We start from the raw sequence: 19,953 nt of genomic DNA, 5'->3' as shown, positions 1-19,953 counted from the left end.
TGTATGCGCAACATTGCACGCCACATCCTCCGCACCAAGTTCTGGTTGGCGGTGGCGTGCGTGTCGGCCATGCTGGCCGGTTGCGCGCAATTCAAGTACTACATGCAGGCTGCCCAAGGCCAGTATTCATTGTGGTCGGACGCGCGTCCGATTGAAGACTGGCTGGGCGACCCCACCACCGATCCCCAGCTCAAAGCTCGTCTGGAAAAGGCGCTCCTGATCCGCAAGTTCGCAGTCAAGGAACTGGGCCTGCCTGATAACGCCAGCTATAAAAACTACGCCGCCCTGTCGCGGCCCTTCGTGCTGTGGAATGTGGTGGCGACGCCGGAGCTGTCGCTGCGTCCGATCCAGTGGTGCTTCCCGATTGCGGGCTGCGTCAGTTATCGCGGTTACTACAGCAAGGAGGACGCGCTAGCCTACGCTGAAGAGCTGCGCAAGGAGCGCGACGACGTGCAGGTCGGCGGCGTGCCTGCGTATTCCACGCTGGGCTGGTTCAGCGACCCGTTGCTATCGACCTTCATCAACTACTCGGACGCCGAACTGGCGCGCATGGTGTTCCACGAACTGGCGCACCAGGTGGTGTACATACCGGGCGATTCGCAGTTCAACGAGGGCTTTGCCACGGCGGTGGAGGAAGCCGGTGTGGCGCGCTGGCTGGAACTGTACGGCACCGATCCGATGCGCGAAGCCTACCTGCGCTACAACGCGCGGCGGCAGGATTTCCTCGCTCTGTTGGTGCGGCACCGCACGATGCTGGCCGACCTGTATGCCAGCAAAACCAGCACGCGTCACAAGCGCAGCGAGAAAGCCCGCATCTTCGCTCACCTGAAATCGGACTACGTCAAACTCAAGGAAAGCTGGGGCGGTTATGCCGGTTATGACCGCTGGTTTGCCGAGCCGTTGACCAATGCACACCTCAGCGCGGTGGGAACTTACCACGATTATTTGCCCGCCTTCCGGGCCTTGTTAAAGCAGGAACGAACGTTCGTGCGTTTTTATGGTGCAGTGCAAAAAATAGCAACTCTTGACGTAGGTCAACGCCGACAACAGTTGGAGCTCTTGGGCCGCCCGCCGATGCTCAATGCCGAAGGCGGCAAAGCCGCGCCGGTGGCCGCTGAGGGCATGCATTGATGTTGCGACGCAGCACGAAAAGCCGTTAGAACCTCCGTTCTAATTATGGTTAAATGCGCTTGCGTACGGGCGTCCTGCCCGATAGCATCGCATCATGAGCAAGCTCCCTGACCGGCTCTGTGCGCCGGCCTGACAACGATAAATAATATTCGAGACAAGAGGCACAGGATGGAGAAAATCTGGTTGAAGTCGTATCCGCCCGGCATGCAGACCGAGGTCGATACGGGGCAGTACCGTTCGCTGGTGCAACTGCTGGAAGAGTCCTTCCACAAGTTCGCCGACCGCAATGCGTATGTCTGCATGGACAAGTACCTTACCTATGCCGAAGTCGACGCGTATTCCAAGCGTCTCGGCGCCTGGCTGCAAAGCCGTGGCCTGAAGCCGGGCGCGCGCGTGGCCATCATGATGCCGAATGTGCTGCAGTATCCGATCGCGATTGCGGCGATCCTGCGCGCCGGCTACACGGTGGTCAACGTCAACCCGCTGTACACGCCGCGCGAGCTGGAGCACCAGCTGAATGACTCTGGCGCCGAGGCCATCATCATCCTCGAAAACTTTGCCACCACCTTGGAACAGGTGCTGGGCAAAACGCAGGTCAAGCATATCGTGGTGGCCAGCATGGGCGAGATGCTCGGCGGCCTCAAAGGCATGCTGGTGAATTTCGTGGTGCGCAGCGTGAAGAAAATGGTGCCAGCGTTTTCGCTGCCGAACGCGGTGCGCTTCAAGGATGCGCTGTCGCAGGGTGGCGGCATGAAACTGACGCCGGTCGAACGCCAGTACAACGATCCGGCGTTCCTGCAGTACACCGGCGGCACTACCGGCGTGTCGAAAGGCGCCACGCTGACGCACAAGAATATCGTGGCCAACCTGCTGCAAAGCGAGGCCTGGTCGCAACCGGCGCTGGGTGGTTCGGGTGAGCAGATCACCATCGTGTGCGCGCTGCCGCTGTACCACATCTTCGCGCTGACGGCGTGCGCCATGTGGGGCACCCGCGTCGGTGCGCTGAACATCCTGATCCCGAATCCGCGCGACATTGGCGGCTTCATCAAGGAGCTGGCGAAGTACAAGTTCAACATGCTGCCGGCCGTGAACACGCTGTACAACGCGCTGCTGAACCATGCGGACTTCGGCAAGCTGGATTTCTCGGCGCTGAAGATTTGCAACGGCGGCGGCATGGCGGTGCAGCAGTCCGTCAACGACCGCTGGCTGGCGGCGACCGGCGTGTCCATCATCGAAGGCTACGGTTTGTCCGAGACTTCGCCGGTGGCCACCTGCAACCGCGCCGACAGCAAGGCCTTCACGGCCACCATCGGCTTGCCGGTGCCGTCGACCGAGATTGCCATCCTCGATGACGATGGCCAGGAAGTGGCGCTGGGTGTGGCTGGCGAGATCGCGATTCGCGGTCCGCAGGTGATGGCCGGCTACTGGAACCGTCCGGATGAAACCGCCAAGGTGATGACGCCTGATGGCTACTTCAAATCGGGCGACGTTGGCGTGATGGACGAGCACGGCTTCGTCAAGATCGTTGACCGCAAGAAGGACATGATCCTGGTGTCCGGCTTCAACGTCTATCCGAACGAACTGGAAGGCGTGATTGCCGCGCACCCGGGCGTGCTGGAGTGCGCCGCGATCGGCGTGCCGGATGAGCACTCGGGCGAAGCGGTCAAGGTGTTCGTGGTCCGCAAGGACCCGAACCTGACGCAAGAAGCCCTGATGGCCTACTGCAAAGAACAATTTACTGGCTATAAAAAGCCGAAATACATTGAGTTCCGCGAGGAGCTACCGAAAACCAATGTCGGGAAAATTCTGCGCCGCATGCTGCGCGACGAACCACCCGGCGATAAGAAAAAGGCTGCATAAAGATGGATAAGATTTGGCTGAAGTCGTACCCCGAAGGCGTACCGGCGGAGATTGATAACACCCAATACCGCTCGGTCACCCACCTGCTGGAAGAATCGTTCCGCAAGTACGCTGACCGCAACGCCTTCGTGTGCATGGACAAGTTCATGACCTACGGCGAGCTGGATCAACTGTCGCAAAAAATGGGCGCCTGGCTGCAGAGCAAAGGCCTGCAACCGGGTGCGCGCGTCGCCATCATGATGCCGAACGTGCTGCAATATCCGGTGGCGATGGCTGCCGTGCTGCGCGCTGGCTATACGGTGGTCAACGTCAACCCGCTGTACACCCCGCGTGAGTTGCAGCACCAGCTGGTGGACTCGGGTTCCGAAGTCATCATCGTGCTGGAAAATTTTGCCACCACCGTGCAGCAAGTGCTGGCGCAGACGCCGGTCAAGCACGTGATCGTGGCCTCGATGGGTGACCTGCTGGGCGGCCTGAAAGGCACGCTGGTCAACTTCGTGGTGCGCAATGTGAAGAAGATGGTGCCTGCGTACTCGCTGCCAGGTTCGATCACCTTCAAGAAAGTGCTGGCCGAAGGCGCGGGCATGACCTTGCAGCCGGCCAAGCAGGGCCACGACGATATCGCCTTCCTGCAGTACACCGGCGGTACTACCGGCGTGTCGAAGGGCGCGATCCTGCTGCACCGTAACATCATCTCCAACGTGCTGCAAAACGAAGCATGGCTGCAGCTGAAGGGCAGCGGCGATCAGATGGTGTTCGTCGCTGCGCTGCCGCTGTACCACATCTACTCGCTGACCATCAGCGCGTTCATGAGCGTGCGTACCGGCGGCCTGAGCGTGCTGATTCCGAACCCGCGCGATATTCCTGGCTTCGTCAAAGAGCTGGCCAAATACAAAGTGACCGTGCTGCCTGCGGTGAACACGCTGTACAACGCACTGCTGAACAATGCCGAGTTCGCCAAGCTGGACTTCTCGTCCTACAAGCTGTGCAACGGCGGCGGCATGGCCGTGCAGAAGAGTGTGGCCGAGCGCTGGCTGAAAGTCACTGGCACCCCGATTATCGAAGGCTATGGCTTGTCCGAGACGTCGCCAGTGGCTACCGCTAACCGCGTCGACATCAAGGAATTCACCGGCACCATCGGCCTGCCGATACCATCGACCGAAGTCGCGATCCTGGACGACGACGGCAACAAGCTACCACTGGGTTCGACCGGTGAGATCGCGATTCGCGGCCCACAGGTGATGGCGGGCTACTGGAACCGTCCAGACGAGACCGCCAAGTCGATGACCAGCGATGGCTTCTTCAAGACTGGCGACGTCGGCATCATGGACGAGAACGGCTTTACCCGCATCGTCGACCGCAAGAAGGACATGATTATTGTGTCCGGGTTCAACGTCTATCCGAACGAAGTGGAAGGCGTGGTGGCGGCCCATCCGGGTGTACTGGAAGTGGCTTGCATCGGCGTACCGGACAAGAACTCGGGCGAGGCCGTGAAGCTGTTCATCGTGCGCAAGGATCCTAACCTGACCGCCGAGCAGGTGCTGGACTTCTGCAAGCACGAACTGACCGCTTACAAGAAGCCCAAGTACATCGAATTCCGCGATGAACTGCCGAAGACCAACGTCGGCAAAATCCTGCGTCGCCAGCTGCGCGACGAAAAGGCTGCGGCCTAACTGAGGCCTAAGGCCTTCTGATACATGCGAGCCGGCGGGCTCGCATGGCTGTAGCCAAACGGGTGCGTACCTCGTGCTCCTGATTGAGATACCCCTCCACGTTCGCCTTGCGGGCGGCATCAGCAAAGTGCTGATCGTCCACATCCTGTAGCCGCTCAAACTCGGCTAGCGACAGCACGACCACTGAAGCCTGGTCGGCCTTTTCCACTACGACGGTTTGCGACAATGCTTGATGCAAGTAACGATCAAGCTCGTGCGCAATTTGGTCCTCTGATACTTTCAGCATATGCCACCCCCTGCAAGCCAGTATAGAAGCTGGCCGCCGCGAATCAAGCGCGGTTCAGGCCTGGCCGTCCGCTGCGTACGACGAAGCCTGCGGCGCGCTCTATGGCGCTGTGGCTTTCGTGCACGTTGTCCAATGCAAGGAAGTGGGCGGTGGTGTCGGCTGGCGTGATAGTCAGTAGCATGTAGCCACGTTTGTCACTGCGGCCATACTTGATGCCGTGGTTCATCGATACATACTGCTCAGTACGTGCTTGCGGGCGCGAGGGCGAGGTGACGGAGGTGCCGCAGAATTCGGTCGCCAGTATTGGATTCGTTGCCGAGCGTGGGCGTGATGGATTGTGTGCGAGCTCGCAGGCGAAGAAGCTGTGCACGTCGCCGGAGATGACCAGCGGATTGCTGGCGCGGCTGGTGTGCAGTGTGTCCATCAGCAGCTGGCGTGCCGTCGGATAGCCATCCCAGCCGTCGGTCCAGAAGCGGCCGTCGTCTTCCTGTTTGATCGGTAGCTGGCTGTTTTGTGCCATCAGCGTTTGCTGGGCGAGGATGTTCCAGCGGGCGGTTGAGGAGGACAGGCCTTGCGCTAGCCATTGCTCTTGTTCTTTACCGAGCATGCTGCGGCTACGGTCTTTCAGGGCGGCGCATTCGCGCAGCAGGACTGAGCTGGAACCGCCGCGGCCTTGCGGCGTGCAAGCCTGGACGGCGCGGTACTGGCGGTCGTCCAGCACGTGGAAGCGCGCCAGTTGACCCCAGTCATAGCGCTGGTACATGCGCAGGTTGGCGAAGTCGCGCGGAGCGACGCGCAGTGGCATGTGTTCGTAGAAGGCTTGATACGCGGCGGCGCGGCGTTCGGCGAAGCGCGGGTCGAGGCGTTCGTCGCGCAGGTTGCCGTAGTCGTTGGCGACTTCGTGGTCGTCCCAGGTGACGATCCACGGGGCAGCCTGGTGGGCGGCTTGCAGGTCGCGGTCAGTTTTGTACTGGGCGTAGCGGGCGCGATAGTCGGCCAGTGTGAAGCTCTCAGCGGTCCGTAGCGCGGTTTTTGGATGTTGCAGCTGGTGCGGTCCCCACTCATAGATGTAATCGCCCAGGAAGGCCACTAGATCGGGCGCTGCTGCGGTGATGTGCCGGTGGGCGGCGTAGGTGCCGAATTCCCAGTGCTGGCAGGAGGCTACGGCTAGCTTGAGCTGCTTAGGCATGCTGGCGCTGGCGGGCGCGGTGCGTGTGCGGCCAATCGGGCTGACGGCGTCGCCCAGCATGAAGCGATACCAGTACCAGCGGTCCGGCTGGAGGCCGGTGACGTCGACGTGCACACTGTGCGCGAGTTCGGGCGGCGCGGCAGCTGTGCCCTTGGCGACGATGCGGCGGAAGTGCTCATCCTCGGCCATCTCCCAGCGCACGCTGAAGACAATGACTGGCGTGGCGGCGGCGTTGAGCGGATCGTGCAGGATGCGCGTCCAGATGATGACAGCGTCCGGCAGTGGCGAGCCCGATGCGATGCCAAGACTGAAGGGATAGGCGTGGCCGCTGTCGCTCGTGGCGCTGCGATTCTGTGCGCCGGCGGCGGAGAGGTTGCTGGTGCTGGCTGGCGCGGCTAGCGTGGTTGTCGCGGCCAGCGCGCCGAGGCGGCTGGCGGTGGCGAGGAAGTTGCGGCGCTGTTCGTCCATGCTGCGAGGCGCGGGCCGCTGCGGATCACGAATTGATCAGCGTTTCGATCGACGGTACTTTGCGCGGCTTGCGGTCGGAGTCGGTGGCGACGTAGGTCAGGGTGGCTTCGGTCACTTTCACGGTGTCGGCCTGCAGGCGGTTGCGCTCTGCGTACACTTCCACCTGCACGGTAATGGACGTATTGCCAACCTTGACAATATCAGCATAGAACGACAGCAGGTCGCCCACGAACACTGGATTCTTGAACACGAACGAATTCACCGCAATGGTGGCCACACGGCCATTGGCGCGGCGCGTGGCCGGCAGCGAGCCGGCGATGTCCACCTGCGCCATGATCCAGCCGCCAAATACATCGCCGTAGACATTGGCGTCGGACGGCGAAGGCATCATGCGCAGTTCCGGCATCTTCCCGGCTGGCAGGCCGCGGTTGATGGTGTTGACGGTGGGGATTTGGGGCGTGGTCATCTTGATTTCTCTTCTGGGGCTACAATTAACGGGATTGAACCATAAAAAGCCAAGATCCGCCATGCGCCGTTACGCCGACTCCCAGCCAGCCCCCGCCAGCAAAACCGCTCCCACCCGCAGCGATACTGCCACCATCAAAACGTTAATTCCCTACTTATGGGTCTACAAATGGCGCGTGCTGCTGGCGCTGGGCTGCCTGATCGGCGCCAAGCTGGCCAACGTTGGCGTGCCGGTGGTGATGAAGAAGCTGATCGATTCGCTGACCATCACGCCATCGCATCCGCAAGCGCTGCTGGTGTTGCCGCTGGGCGCACTGGTTGCCTACGGCATGCTGCGTGTCTCGACTACCTTGTTCACCGAGCTGCGCGAATTTCTGTTCGCGCGCGTGACGCAGCGCGCGGTGCGCACCATCGCGCTGCAAGTGTTCCGACACCTGCACGCACTGTCGCTGCGCTTCCACCTTAACCGACAAACCGGCGGCATGACGCGTGATATCGAACGCGGCACGCGCGCCGTTGGCTCGCTGATTTCGTACACCCTGTTTAACATCCTGCCGACGCTGGTCGAGATCACGCTGGTGCTGGGCTATCTCGTCACGCACTACGATATCTGGTTCTCGGTGATTACCTTTGTGGCGCTGGCGTCCTACATCACCTTCACCATCCTGATCACCAACTGGCGCACGCACTTCCGCCGCACCATGAACGAGCTGGATTCGAAGGCCAACACCAAGGCCATCGATTCGCTGATTAACTACGAAACGGTGAAGTACTTCGGCAACGAGGAATACGAAGCGAAACGCTACGACGAAGGATTGCAGCGCTACGAAAGCGCTGCCGTGAAATCGCAGACCTCTTTGTCGCTGCTGAACACCGGTCAGTCGATGATTATCGCGGTGGCAGTCACGCTGATTTTGTGGCGTGCCACGGTCGGCGTCATTGAAGGCAAGATGACGCTGGGTGATCTGGTACTGGTCAACTCCTTCATGATCCAGTTGTACATTCCGCTGAACTTCCTCGGCGTGATCTACCGCGAGATCAAGCAAAGCCTGGCCGACATGGAGAAGCTGTTCTCGCTGCTGGACCAGAATCGCGAAATCGCCGACACGCCGGACGCGCGTCCGCTAGTCACGCATGGCGCGCAAGTGCGCTTCAACCACGTGGACTTCAGCTACGATCCGAAGCGCCAGATTTTGTTCGATGTGGACTTCACCATCGCGCCCGGCACCACCACGGCGGTGGTGGGCCACAGCGGTTCCGGCAAGTCCACCTTATCGCGCCTGCTGTTCCGTTTCTATGAAGTGAACGCTGGCGGCATCACCATCGATGGCCAGGACCTGCGCTCGCTGACGCAGGACTCGGTGCGCCACGCCATCGGCATCGTGCCGCAGGATACGGTGCTGTTCAACGACACTATCGAATACAACATCGCCTACGGCAAGCCGGGGGCGACGCACGATGAGATTGTGGCCGCAGCGCGCGCCGCATCGATCCACGACTTCATCGACAGCCTGCCGGACGGCTACAAGACCATGGTCGGTGAGCGCGGCCTCAAACTCTCCGGCGGCGAGAAGCAGCGCGTGGCGATTGCGCGCACGCTGTTGAAGAATCCCGCCATCCTGATTTTCGACGAAGCCACGTCGGCGCTGGACTCGAAAGCGGAGCAGGCGATTCAGGCGCAGTTGAAGGAAATCTCGCGCACGCGCACCACGATGGTGATTGCGCACCGCTTGTCCACGGTAGCCGATGCACAGCAGATTATCGTGCTCGATCATGGTCGCATTGTTGAACGAGGTACGCATCAATCGCTATTGGCAGCGGACGGACTCTATGCTCAAATGTGGGAGCGCCAGCAGGCTAAGGCTGACGAAGAAGACACTGTGAATATAGTTTAATTAAAGGGATAGTCCATGAAGTCTCGTTTTGTGTTGGGTGCAGTAACCGCCATGCTGGCATGCGTACAAAGTGCTTACGCTGCCGATCCTACCGAACAGCAGTTCCGTGCCCTCTACAAAGAGCTGGTTGAGACGAATACCACGCTGTCCTCCGGCAGCTGCACGCTGGCTGCGGAACGCATCGCGGCGCGTTTGAAGACTGCGGGCTTCCCTGAATCCGACCTGCACCTGTTTGCCGATCCGGCGCATCCGAAAGAAGGTGGCTTGGTGGCCGTGCTGCCGGGCCGTGATCCGAAAGCGAAAGCGATCCTGCTGCTGGCGCACATCGATGTGGTGGAAGCCAAGCGCGAAGACTGGACGCGCGATCCGTTCACGCTGATCGAAGAAGACGGCAAGTTCTACGCGCGCGGCGTGGTGGACGACAAAGCGCAAGCTGCCATCTGGGCGGATTCGCTGATCCGTTTCAAACAGGAAGGCTACAAGCCGCGTCACACGCTGAAGATGGCGCTGACCTGCGGTGAAGAGACCTCCGGCGCCTTCAACGGCGCGGAGTGGCTGACCAAGAATCGCCGTGACCTGATCGATGCAGGCTATGCGCTGAACGAAGGCGCGGGCGGCGAATTGAATGCGGCCGGCAAGCGCATCACGATGACGGTGCAGGCGGGCGAGAAAGTGTCGCAGAACTATCGCCTGGAAGTGACCAATCGTGGTGGCCATAGCTCGCGCCCGATGAAGGACAACGCCATCTACCATCTGGCCGGCGCGCTGACCAAGGTGCAGGGTTACGAATTTCCGATCCAGCTGACCGATGGCAGCAAGGGCTATCTGAATGCGATGTCCAAGATCCAGCTGGAAGCAGGCCACAAGGAAGTCGCAGACGCTATGCTGGCCGTGGTGAAAAATCCTGGCGATACCAAGGCGGTTGCCACGGTGTCGAATGCTGATACTAGCTGGGCCGCCATGCTGCACACCACTTGCGTGGCGACCCTGCTGGATGCAGGCCACGCCACCAATGCGTTGCCGCAGCGTGCACGCGCCAACATCAACTGCCGCATCTTCCCGGGTGTAACGCAGGAGACGGTGCGCCAGGCTTTGGTCAGCGCGATCAACGATCCTGCTGTGAAGGTGGAGACGCTGGAGATTCGCGGCGAGAATTCGGCGCCGCCTCCGCTGACCCGCGCCATCATGGAGCCGGTTGAAAAGCTGACCGCGAAGACCTGGCCTGGCGTGCCGGTGATGCCGATTCTGCAGTCCGGCGCTACCGACGGCCAGTTCCTCAACGCGGCCGGCATTCCGACCTACGGCATCAGCGGTATTTTCCTGACGCCGGACCTCGGCAATATCCACGGCCTGAATGAATACATCGGCGTACAGTCGCTGATGGAAGGCCGCGTGTTCCTGCACGAGCTGGTGAAGACCTACGCTGAGCAGAACTAAGCGTTAAGCGATTGCGCGATATCTGAAGTCGCGCATCGTCACCACGCCTGCACCCGCGCAGTACACGCCGGGTTTCAGGCTGAGGAAACCACCAAACACATTGTGGTGCAAGCCGGAGACTTCCAGCTGCCACGAATGTTGTATCCAGTTCTTCCCGTCCAGCGAGTAGTGGAACGTTACGTTGTGCTGATCGTTCTTCACGCGGATATGGACAGTGGAGACGTCCATCTTTTCCCTCATCCAGCTTTGCTCTTGCGAGTGCGCGAAGGTTTTCATCTGGGTCGGTGTAAAGCCGATGCCGACGTAGGCGCGTTCGTTGTAGTGCAGTAGCAGACCGCCTTCCGCATCGGCGCCGATATCGAGCGTGATGGTGGCTTCGTAGGCGCGGTCGCCGGTAATGAAGGTCAGCGGCGAGGAGTCTGCTGGCGAAGTGCCTTTGCCCTTGATGGCCAGCGCGCCAGGTGTGTGCTGCACGCGTTTCATTTCATCCGGTCCCGGATTGAAGAAGCTCCATTGCACGCCGAACCGCAGCGCTTTGAAATCATCGGACTTGGCGAAGTTGTGCTGGAGTGCCTTGCCTTTCTTCGGCATAGCCAGTGGTGCGGAGAGGTCGCCGCCTTTGGCTTTGAACCAGCCGTCCTTGGTCCACTCGATTGGTTCGAGCAGGCATTGTCGCCCCAGCGTGCGGTAGCCGTTTTCGTAGCCGTGATAGATCATCCACCAATCGCCGGCAGGGCCTTCGACCAGCGTGGCGTGGCCGCGTGACCACCACTTCTCGTCGGCGCTTTTGGTGCGCACCAGCGGATTCTGTGGATGGTTTTCCCATGGGCCGTGGATGGAGCGCGAGCGGGCGGCGATCACCATGTGGCTGGTCGCCGGGCCGGAGGTGCCGCCGACCGCCATCACGAGGTAGAACCATTCGCCGCGCTTGAGCAGCTTGGGGCCTTCGGGGGCGAACATTTCGACTACCCAGTCGGCAGGGTAGCGCCATGGTTCGTAGACTTTTTCCAGTTTGCCGATGGTGGCGAGGCCGTCGTCGGTGAGGCCGATGCGGCGCACGCCGTTGACGAACAGGTAGCGCTTGCCGTCTTCGCCGACTGCGTGGCCAGGATCGATGGCGCCTTCGATTTTGAGGTCGATGGGATCGCTCCATGGGCCGCGGATGTTATCGGCCCAGATCACGTAAATGCTGCTGCCGGCAGGGATGTAGATGTAGTAGCGGCCCTTGTGTTTAATGAGGTCCATCGCCCAGATGCTGCCGAGCGGCTTGGTGAGGGCAGGGCCGATGGGCTGCCAGTTCACCAGGTCTTGTGAGTGCCAGATAATGACACCGGGGTAGGACAGGAAAGACGAAAACGTCATGTAGTAATCGTCGCCGTCCTTGAGGATAGTGGGATCGGGATGATCGCCGGCGAGGATGGGATTGAGGAAGGTGCCGTTGCCAAGATCGGCCTTGCGCTGACCTTCAACACCGCGTCCCCACTTCTGCTCAGGTGCAGCAAGCGCCAACTGCGGCGCCACCGCCGCCCCCGCCAACAAAGTCTTCAGCGCCGCGCGTCGAGTAGCAGTCATATCGTCTCCATCCAGGTATTGTTATCCCCAGATGGTGCATCACCTTGCCGTCCATCGCAATTGCGAAAAGCGCCAAGCCAGCTAACAATTCCGCGCAATCGTCCCGCTTGCTTGCCATGACCCGCCGCAAAGCGCATCATGATTTTGCGGACTACCCTTCGATGACACCTTTCACATCGGAGGATTTATGTCGGACTTTTACAAATACTTCAAAGAGAATATGGAAGCGTTGGGACTGCCCGCTCCGGAAAGCCTGTATGGCAATGCTCAACTCGCTATTGGCTCTGCCATGACATTGGTTGGATATGTGGAGAAATTTGGAAAGAAGGTGACTGTCAGGGAGATGATCGGAGCGGGAATACGCGGCGAAAAACTAGCAACGATCTGGGCGATGAGCGCTTCGTATTATGTAGGCGCGGTGATAGGTAGCATTGCTGTAGCGACAGGGCGTACGTTAGCTGGAGGCACTTCGATTGCTGATGTTTTGCTCAACGCTCAGATGAATCACTTACATCGTCCTTGGCTACCATCAGTCCTGATGCATCACCCTGAGATTTACAAGCGGAGGAAAAAGTGAAAGATAACCTGGCGTTACTGATTACTGGGCTGCTGTGCGCGGGTGGCGCAGCTTTGTTCTTCAGGTTCTTTGGTAGTGACGCGCTCAACATCATCATACTGATTACTATGATTGGAGCGCTCGTCGACAACGCCCGCTTGCGTCGCAGGTTGCGGGAGATGGGGGCTAAGCCGGAAGGAAAGCGGACTTGGTTGTAGCGGGTTTGACGCTGTTTGTTGCTTTAGAAATTCGCGGCACTACCCCAACCCGCACACCGCTGCGGCCAGGGTCTGACCCCGTACGGGGTCAGACCCTTTCGTTTTGGGGGACTAACGAGAGCAAACCTGTTTGAGGCTAGCGATCTTTCGTTGACCGTACCCCGCAAAAAAACGCCACCGTGCAGGTGGCGTTTTTGTTTGAGGCTTAAGCCACTTCGGCAGTCTTCGGCGGATCCATCTCGCCTTCCCACTTGGCGACGACGGCGGTGGCGATGCCGTTGCCGATGACGTTGGTCGCGGAGCGCGCCATGTCGAGGAAGTGGTCGATGCCTAGCAATAGCAGCATGCCGGCTTCCGGAATGTTGAACTGACCCAGCGTCGCTGCGATCACCACCAGCGAGGCGCGCGGCACGCCGGCCATGCCTTTCGAGGTCAGCATCAACACCATCATCATGGTCATCTGCTGGCCCAGCGTCATTTCAATGCCGTAGGCTTGCGCGATGAACACGGTGGCGAAGGTGCAGTACATCATCGAGCCATCGAGGTTGAACGAGTAGCCAATCGGCAGCACGAACGAGGCAATACGATTACGCACGCCGAAACGCTCCAGGCCTTCCAGCGTTTTCGGATAGGCCGCTTCGCTCGACGCGGTCGAGAAGGCCAGCAGCGCCGGGCTGCGCATCTCTTTCATCAGCGCGAACACGCGGCCTTTCAGGAACAGGAAGCCGATGAAGATCAGCAGCGCCCACAGCAGCGCGATGCCGAAGTAGAACTCGGCCATGAATACGCCATAGGTCGACAACACACCCAGGCCGCTTTTGGCGATGGTGCCGGCGACCGCTGCAAACACGGCAAACGGTGCGAACTTCATCACGTAGCCGGTGACCTTCAGCATTACGTGCGCCACGCCGTCCAGCGCTTCGATCAGCGCGTTGGCTTTCTGGCCTACCGCTGCTGCGGCCGAGCCGAAGAACAGCGAGAAGATCACGATCTGCAGGATTTCATTCTTGGCCATGCCGTCGACGATGGAGGACGGCACCAGGTGGGTGACGAAGTCTTTCAGCGTCAGGCTGGAGGTGGCCAGATCGGCCTTGGCGGCGGTGGCAGCCATGTGGCCCAGCAGCGCGTCGCCCGGACGGAACAGGTTGACCAGCACCAGGCCCAGGCTCAGCGACATCAACGAAGCGATGAAGAACCAGCCCAGCGTCTTGACGCCAACGCGGCCGACGGCGGAAGCATCGCCCATCTTGGCAATGCCGCACACCAGCGTGGAGAACACCAGTGGCGCGATAATCATCTTGATCAGGCGCAGGAACAGGGTGGTGATCAGCGCCATCGTGTCGGCAAAGCCGGTCGGATTGGCCAGATTGCTGTTGGCGAAGTAGCCAGTGACGATACCTAGCGCCAGTCCAATCAGGATGTACGTGGTCAATCGGCTTTGTTTGTTCATATTTTTGGGATTCCTGTGGTAGTGTCTCTTTGAGCCTGCACAGCGGGCAGGGTAGCCGCCGCTGCGGTCTTCTTCGTGGTGGCGACAGCCGGTTTTGGGTGCGCCGGCTGCTGAAACTATTGGCAAGTTCCGCAGTATCCTTGTGGGCAGGGGCGCTGTCAAGCGCGTGACTGCCTGCAAAATAATCTCTTTTCTTATGATCGAAATCAAAAATATCAGCAAGTGGTATGGCCAGTTCCAGGTGCTGAAAGACTGCAGCACCCGGGTCGAAAAAGGCGATGTGATGGTGATTTGCGGGCCGTCCGGTTCCGGCAAGTCCACGTTGATTAAGACCGTCAACGGGCTGGAACCGTTCCAGCAGGGGCAAATTTCGGTCGACGGTACCTCGGTCGGCGCCAAGGACACGGATTTGCCGGCGCTGCGGGCGCGCATAGGCATGGTGTTCCAGAATTTCGAGCTGTTCCCCCATTTATCGGTGCGCGACAACCTGACGCTGGGCCAGATCAAGGTGCTGGGCCGCAGCAAGGAAGAGGCGGTCGAGCGCGGTCTGCATTATCTGGACCGCGTCGGCCTGCTGGCGCACCAGGACAAGTTCCCGGCCCAGCTGTCCGGCGGCCAGCAGCAGCGGGTGGCGATCGCCCGCGCGCTGGCGATGGACCCGATCGCCATGCTGTTTGACGAGCCCACCTCGGCACTGGACCCGGAAATGATTAACGAGGTGCTGGATGTCATGGTTGGCCTGGCGCAGGAGGGCATGACCATGATGGTGGTCACCCACGAGATGGGCTTTGCGCGCAAGGTGGCTAACCGGGTGGTGTTCATGGACCACGGCGTTATCCTGGAAGACACTGCCAAGGACGAATTTTTCCGCGCCCCACAAACGGAACGTGCACGCGACTTTTTAGCCCGTATAATTCACTGATGAACATTTCCTTTAAGCAACTAAGTGGCGCGATGCTGGCGCTGGGACTGCTGAGCGCGGCTCATGCAGCGGATAAAATCGCGGCCGATCTGGTGCTGACCAAGGCTACCCTGATCGACGTTGCCGGCGGCAAGGCGGTCAAAGGCAAGTCGGTGGTGTTAAAGGGCGACACCATTCTGGCGGTGGTGGACGACAAGCAGCTGGTCAACTATGCGGCCAAGAAGACCATCAGCTTGCCGGGCAAGTATGTGATGCCGGGCCTGTGGGATACGCACGTGCACTTCGGCGGCGGCCCTGCGCTGATCGACGAGAACAAGCATTTGCTGCAGTTGTATCTGGCGTACGGCATCACCGCCGTGCGTGATTGCTCGGGCGATTTGCCGGATACCGTCTTGCAGTGGCGCGATGAGGTCAACCAGCGCAAGCTGGAAGGTCCGACCATCTTCACCTCGGCCGCCAAGCTGGAAGGCTACAAGCCGCTGTGGAAGGGCACGATTGAAGTCGGCACGCCGGAAGAAGTCAGCCGCGCGCTGGACAAGCTGCAAAGCCAGAAGGTGGATTTCGTGAAGATCACCGAAAACACCCTGAAGCCGGAGATTTACCTGGAAGCGCTGCGCCAGGCCAAGGAGCGCGGCATGCGCACCTCGGGCCATATCCCGGTGCAGCTGACCCTGAAGACCATGTTCGACGCAGGCCTGGGTACGGTGGAGCACCAGTCTTACCTGCTGCGCGCCTCCACGCCGCGTGAGGAAGAGCTGACCGCGCAAGTCGCCGCCGGCAAGATCACTAGCAAGGAAGCGGTCAAGCAAAGCCTGGACAGCTACGATGAAGCGACGGCGCGTTCGTCGTTCCGTTACATGGCATCCAAGGGCACGGCGGTGGTGCCGACTTTGTCGGTGTCGCGCGTAGTGGCGTATCTGGATCATGACGACCATGCGCATGACGAAGCCTTGCAGTACATCGGTGCCGGCCTGCGCGCCACCTACGACTGGCGCGTGCAGCGCGCGGCGCAGGACGATGCAACGGCGATTGCGCAGCGCAAGGCGGTGTTTGAGAAATCGGCGTCGCTGCTGCCGATCTTGCAGCAGGAAGGCGTGAGCATCATCGCCGGCACCGATGCGGGCTTCCTGAACTCGTATGACTATCCGGGGCAGGCGCTGCATGATGAAATTGGCCTGTACGTGAACTATGGCCTGACGCCGGCGCAGGCGCTGCAATCCGCCGTCATCAACGGCCCGCGCTTCCTCGGTAAGCTGGATCACTACGGCGCGCTGGAAGCCGGCAAGGCGGCTGACGTGCTGGTGTTGGATGCGAATCCGCTGCAAGACATCAGCGCCACGCGCAAGATCCGCACTGTGATTAGCCACGGCAACCTCTACGACCGCGCCCGCCTCGACAAAATCCTGGCCGACACCAAGGCCTGGGCAGCGAAAACTACGGCGCCGTAACTAGTCGTAATGTGTCCACATGCGCAGGATGCGCACAATTTTCTGATCCGGAAAAACTTCGTAGACTAACCGGTGATGAATGTTGATCCTGCGCGAGTAGGTGCCCGCCAAGTCACCGACCAGTTTTTCAAACGGTGGCCGCGTGGGCAGCAATGATCGATTCGCGCATACCTGGTACCGAGAGCAAATACAGGGTTTCCTGTATGGCAGCCCAATCTTCGGCGGAGACCAGCACGGCGTTATTGCGTTTGCCGGTAATTGTGACGGAGATGGTGTCCATGACTGCTCCCCGGGATAGGTGGGTCGAACGTACGCTTATGCGTACGTACCGTCAAGCGACTGGCGCAACGAGGTAAAATATCGGCTATTCGTCTTTTGAGAGCCCGCTGCCATGTCCGACCTCGTTCAAACTCCATCCAGCATCACCATCACCCGCCCAGACGATTGGCACCTGCATTTGCGCGATGGCGCGACGCTGGCCAGTGTGCTGCCGCACAGCGCCCGCCAGTTCGCCCGCGCGATCGTGATGCCGAATTTGAAACCTCCGGTCACTACCACCGCTGCCGCTGTCGCTTATCGCGAACGCATTTTGGCGGCGCTGCCGCAGGGCATGGACTTCGAGCCGTTGATGACGCTCTACCTCACCAACAACACCCAGCCGGACGAAATCGTGCGCGCGCAGGAAAGCGGCATCGTGCATGCGGTGAAGCTGTACCCGGCCGGCGCGACGACCAACTCGGACGCCGGCGTCACCGACCTGTCCAACTGCTACAAAGCGCTGGAGAAGATGCAGGAACTGGGCATGCCGTTTCTGGTCCACGGCGAAGTCACTGACCAGGACATCGACCTGTTCGACCGCGAAGCAGTGTTCATCGAGCGCGTGATGCGCCCGCTGCGCCGCGATTTCCCGGCACTGAATATCGTGTTTGAACACATCACCACCAAGCACGCCGCGCAGTACGTGGCAGAAGCTGAAGGCCCGATCGCCGCGACCATCACCGCGCATCACCTGCTGTACAACCGTAACGATATCTTCAAAGGCGGCATTCGCCCTCACTACTACTGCCTGCCGGTGCTGAAGCGCGAAGAGCACCGTCTCGCACTGGTGACCGCAGCGACCAGCGGCGATGAGCGCTTCTTCCTCGGCACCGACTCGGCGCCGCACGCGCAAGGCGCGAAAGAAGCTGCCTGCGGTTGCGCCGGTTGCTACACCGCGCTGCACGCGATGGAGCTGTACGCCGAAGCCTTCGAACGCGCCGGTGCGCTGGACAAGCTGGAAGCCTTCGCTTCCCTGAACGGCCCGGCCTTCTACAACCTGCCGGTCAATGAAGGCAAGATCACGCTGAAGCGCGAACAATGGACGCTGCCCGAAGCCCTGCCGCTGGCAGACCAGCAAGTGATCCCGCTCAACGCCGGCGAAACCATCAACTGGAAAATGGTGTAATTAGTGTTGGAAGTGCTGGACACAATCGACTGGTCGCAACCGTGGTACGAATCGGTACGCGACGCGGCCAGCCTTTTGTCGAAAGACGCGCACTTCCGCGATGAATTCAGCAAGCAGGCCGCCACACTGGGCCTGCGCAATCACCTCGACTGCCCGATCTCCTTCGTGCAGCAGGAAGATCTGCCGGACGGCACTGCCTACGAACAGCACATCGGCGCCACCGGTTGTGTGCCCACGCGCGACAACCTGCACGACTTCTTCAACGGCCTTGTGTGGCTGACCTTCCCGCGTATCAAAGTCCAGCTGAACGCTTTGCAGGCAGCGCAGATTGCGCTTGATGGCGTCGGCAAATCGCGCGGTCCTGCGCGTGATGGCGCCACCATCTTCGACGAAAACGCTGCGCTGCTGATCGTGCGCGATAACGTAGCAGGCCATGCGCTGATTGATGCGCTGCACGAGCATCGCTGGCACGAAGCCTTCGTTGAACGCCGCGCGCAGTGGGGCGTGGAGGCGCAGGCCTGGCTGTTCGGCCACGCGCTAATGGAAAAACTGGTCGCACCGCGTAAGGCCATGACCGCACACACGCGCATCGTGCTGGCCGGTGCAGAATTCTTCACACTGGATCACGCCGCGCGCCGCGCATGGATCGATGCCACCGTCGCGCAGCAGCTGGCCGACGATGGCCTGAGCACCGCCGGCTTCACGCCGATGCAGGCGCTGGGCGTGCCGGGCTGGTGGCCGGATCAGGACGAGGCCTTCTACGCCGACGCCACCGTGTTCCGTGCCAAGCGCGCAAACGCCGCGCAAGCGCAGTAAAATAGCCGTTCCGATTTCAACCAACATGATGCCGCCACGCGGCAGAAAGATCACGCCATGACGCAGCCAATTCGCTGGGGTATTCTGGGCACCGGCAAAATCGCCAAGGCCTTCGCCATTGCTTTGCAGGACACGCCTGACGCCAAACTGGTGGCCGTTGCTTCGCGCTCTGTAGATAGCGCTACCACGTTCGGCCAGCAATACGGCGCTGAGCGTTTCCACGGCAGCTACCAGGCGCTGGCCGATGATGCGGGCGTGGACGTGATCTACATCGCCACGCCGCACCCGATGCACCACGAGAACGCGCTGATGTGCCTCAACGGCGGCAAGGCGGTGCTGGTGGAGAAGTCGTTCACCATGAACCGCCGTCAGGCCGAGGACATTATCAACCTGGCCCGCACCAAAAAACTGTTCGTGATGGAGGCGATGTGGACGCGCTTCATGCCGGCCATCGTGGAAGCCAAGCGCATTGTCGATAGCGGCGAGATCGGCAAGCCAGCGCATGTCAGCGCCGATTTCGGTTTCACGTCGGACGCTGGTCCCGAGCACCGTTTGTTCGCGCCGGAGCTGGGCGGAGGTGCGCTGCTGGACCTAGGCATCTACCCGCTGTCGATGTCGTCGTTCTTCCTCGGCGGCGTCACCGGCGTGAAAGCGCAGGCGGAGATGACGGCTACCGGCGTCGATATGCAAACCGCGGTCACGCTGTCGCATGAAGGCGGCGGCGTGTCGTCGTGCGCTTGCAGCCTGCGTTCGCGCACGCCGACCGAGTTGACCATCTCGGGTGAGAAGGGCTTTGTGCGCCTGCACGACCGCTTCCACAACACCGACAGCTTCACCGTCACGCTGGTGGACGGTGCCTCGCGCAGCGAGCGCACCATCACGCTGCCGAAAAGCGGCAACGGCTACACCCACGAAGCGCAGGAAGTGGGCCGCTGCCTGCGCGCTGGCCTGATTGAAAGCCCGGTAATGCCGCACGCAGAAACGCTGGCCATCATGGGCGCCCTGGACGAGATCCGCGCGCAGATCGGCCTGCGCTATCCGGCCGACGCATAAAAGGCCGCAAGCGCGGTCGGCGCGAACTGGTTACAATCTCCCGATACGAAATGAATAACAGGGGAGAAAC

The 19,953-nt window shown here is 60.6% G+C and carries 19 protein-coding genes; 12 read left to right on the top strand and 7 right to left on the bottom strand.

Annotated elements, in window-relative coordinates:
- Window positions 1-3: 3 nt before the first annotated feature.
- From GTP46_RS13640 to GTP46_RS13630, 3 genes are all read left to right on the top strand, one after another.
- Window positions 4-1,131, top strand: a complete 1,128-nt coding sequence (locus GTP46_RS13640) for an aminopeptidase (RefSeq protein WP_161007176.1) — start codon at window positions 4-6, stop codon at window positions 1,129-1,131.
- 168 nt (window positions 1,132-1,299) lie between these two features.
- Window positions 1,300-2,991, top strand: coding sequence for a long-chain-fatty-acid--CoA ligase (locus GTP46_RS13635; protein WP_161007175.1), 1,692 nt, complete (start codon window positions 1,300-1,302; stop codon window positions 2,989-2,991).
- Between the two features lie 2 nt (window positions 2,992-2,993).
- Window positions 2,994-4,664 carry a long-chain-fatty-acid--CoA ligase gene (locus GTP46_RS13630; RefSeq protein ID WP_161007174.1) on the top strand — a complete coding sequence of 557 codons (1,671 nt, stop codon included), beginning with the start codon at window positions 2,994-2,996 and terminating at the stop codon, window positions 4,662-4,664.
- 7 nt (window positions 4,665-4,671) lie between these two features.
- On the opposite strand, the gene GTP46_RS13625 is transcribed toward GTP46_RS13630, so the two are convergent.
- Genes GTP46_RS13625 through GTP46_RS13615 form a run of 3 tightly spaced genes read right to left on the bottom strand, consistent with a single transcriptional unit; the run spans window position 4,672 to window position 7,073 of the window.
- On the bottom strand, window positions 4,672-4,950 hold the full coding sequence (locus GTP46_RS13625; protein WP_161007173.1) for a hypothetical protein: 279 nt from the start codon (window positions 4,948-4,950) through the stop codon (window positions 4,672-4,674).
- A 43-nt stretch (window positions 4,951-4,993) separates the two neighbouring features.
- On the bottom strand, window positions 4,994-6,607 hold the full coding sequence (locus tag GTP46_RS13620) for an alkaline phosphatase D family protein (protein WP_161007172.1): 1,614 nt from the start codon (window positions 6,605-6,607) through the stop codon (window positions 4,994-4,996).
- Window positions 6,608-6,632: 25 nt separating this feature from the next.
- Window positions 6,633-7,073, bottom strand: a complete 441-nt coding sequence (locus GTP46_RS13615; protein WP_092277299.1) for an acyl-CoA thioesterase — start codon at window positions 7,071-7,073, stop codon at window positions 6,633-6,635.
- A 61-nt stretch (window positions 7,074-7,134) separates the two neighbouring features.
- On the opposite strand from GTP46_RS13615, the gene GTP46_RS13610 reads away from it, so the two are divergent.
- Window positions 7,135-8,967: an ABCB family ABC transporter ATP-binding protein/permease gene (locus tag GTP46_RS13610; protein WP_161007171.1), complete on the top strand. Its 1,833-nt coding sequence runs from the start codon at window positions 7,135-7,137 to the stop codon at window positions 8,965-8,967.
- Between the two features lie 15 nt (window positions 8,968-8,982).
- Window positions 8,983-10,404: a M20/M25/M40 family metallo-hydrolase gene (locus GTP46_RS13605; RefSeq protein WP_161007170.1), complete on the top strand. Its 1,422-nt coding sequence runs from the start codon at window positions 8,983-8,985 to the stop codon at window positions 10,402-10,404.
- Between the two features lie 3 nt (window positions 10,405-10,407).
- Here the strand turns inward: GTP46_RS13605 and GTP46_RS13600 are convergent, their stop codons facing one another.
- A complete protein-coding gene (locus GTP46_RS13600) occupies window positions 10,408-11,976 on the bottom strand; it encodes a family 43 glycosylhydrolase (protein ID WP_161007169.1) in 1,569 nt (522 codons plus the stop codon).
- A gap of 187 nt (window positions 11,977-12,163) precedes the next feature.
- On the opposite strand from GTP46_RS13600, the gene GTP46_RS13595 reads away from it, so the two are divergent.
- Window positions 12,164-12,553: a hypothetical protein gene (locus tag GTP46_RS13595; protein ID WP_161007168.1), complete on the top strand. Its 390-nt coding sequence runs from the start codon at window positions 12,164-12,166 to the stop codon at window positions 12,551-12,553.
- A complete protein-coding gene (locus tag GTP46_RS13590) occupies window positions 12,550-12,750 on the top strand; it encodes a hypothetical protein (RefSeq protein ID WP_161007167.1) in 201 nt (66 codons plus the stop codon). Before GTP46_RS13595 ends, GTP46_RS13590 begins: the two co-directional genes overlap by 4 nt.
- A gap of 205 nt (window positions 12,751-12,955) precedes the next feature.
- On the opposite strand, the gene GTP46_RS13585 is transcribed toward GTP46_RS13590, so the two are convergent.
- Complete coding sequence (locus GTP46_RS13585) at window positions 12,956-14,200, bottom strand: dicarboxylate/amino acid:cation symporter (protein WP_161007166.1); 1,245 nt, start codon at window positions 14,198-14,200, stop codon at window positions 12,956-12,958.
- Between the two features lie 196 nt (window positions 14,201-14,396).
- Here GTP46_RS13585 and GTP46_RS13580 point away from each other — a divergent pair, with 196 nt between their 5' ends.
- Together GTP46_RS13580 and GTP46_RS13575 are read left to right on the top strand one after the other, a co-directional pair.
- Window positions 14,397-15,122 (top strand): amino acid ABC transporter ATP-binding protein, encoded by a 726-nt coding sequence (locus GTP46_RS13580; protein ID WP_161007165.1) that lies wholly within the window; start codon window positions 14,397-14,399, stop codon window positions 15,120-15,122.
- Window positions 15,122-16,570, top strand: coding sequence for an amidohydrolase family protein (locus GTP46_RS13575; RefSeq protein WP_161007164.1), 1,449 nt, complete (start codon window positions 15,122-15,124; stop codon window positions 16,568-16,570). The genes GTP46_RS13580 and GTP46_RS13575 overlap by 1 nt, the downstream gene beginning before the upstream one ends.
- Here the strand turns inward: GTP46_RS13575 and GTP46_RS29800 are convergent, their stop codons facing one another.
- A complete protein-coding gene (locus GTP46_RS29800) occupies window positions 16,571-16,723 on the bottom strand; it encodes a Txe/YoeB family addiction module toxin (protein WP_267877422.1) in 153 nt (50 codons plus the stop codon).
- Complete coding sequence (locus tag GTP46_RS29795; protein WP_229258928.1) at window positions 16,698-16,850, bottom strand: type II toxin-antitoxin system Phd/YefM family antitoxin; 153 nt, start codon at window positions 16,848-16,850, stop codon at window positions 16,698-16,700. The genes GTP46_RS29800 and GTP46_RS29795 overlap by 26 nt, the downstream gene beginning before the upstream one ends.
- Before the next feature lie 111 nt (window positions 16,851-16,961).
- Here GTP46_RS29795 and pyrC point away from each other — a divergent pair, with 111 nt between their 5' ends.
- The 3 genes from pyrC to GTP46_RS13555 are packed head-to-tail and all read left to right on the top strand — an operon-like array spanning window position 16,962 to window position 19,883.
- Window positions 16,962-18,014: a dihydroorotase gene (gene pyrC, locus GTP46_RS13565; RefSeq protein ID WP_161007163.1), complete on the top strand. Its 1,053-nt coding sequence runs from the start codon at window positions 16,962-16,964 to the stop codon at window positions 18,012-18,014.
- Window positions 18,015-18,026: 12 nt separating this feature from the next.
- Complete coding sequence (locus tag GTP46_RS13560) at window positions 18,027-18,830, top strand: DUF3025 domain-containing protein (protein WP_161007162.1); 804 nt, start codon at window positions 18,027-18,029, stop codon at window positions 18,828-18,830.
- Window positions 18,831-18,887: 57 nt separating this feature from the next.
- On the top strand, window positions 18,888-19,883 hold the full coding sequence (locus GTP46_RS13555) for a Gfo/Idh/MocA family protein (RefSeq protein ID WP_161007161.1): 996 nt from the start codon (window positions 18,888-18,890) through the stop codon (window positions 19,881-19,883).
- Window positions 19,884-19,953 lie beyond the last annotated feature (70 nt).

Origin of the sequence: Duganella flavida, assembly GCF_009857445.1 — a bacterium.
GTDB lineage: Bacteria > Pseudomonadota > Gammaproteobacteria > Burkholderiales > Burkholderiaceae_D > Rugamonas > Rugamonas flavida.
The sequence above is the reverse complement of the archived record's forward strand: the minus strand, read 5'-3'. Positions and strand labels throughout refer to the sequence as shown.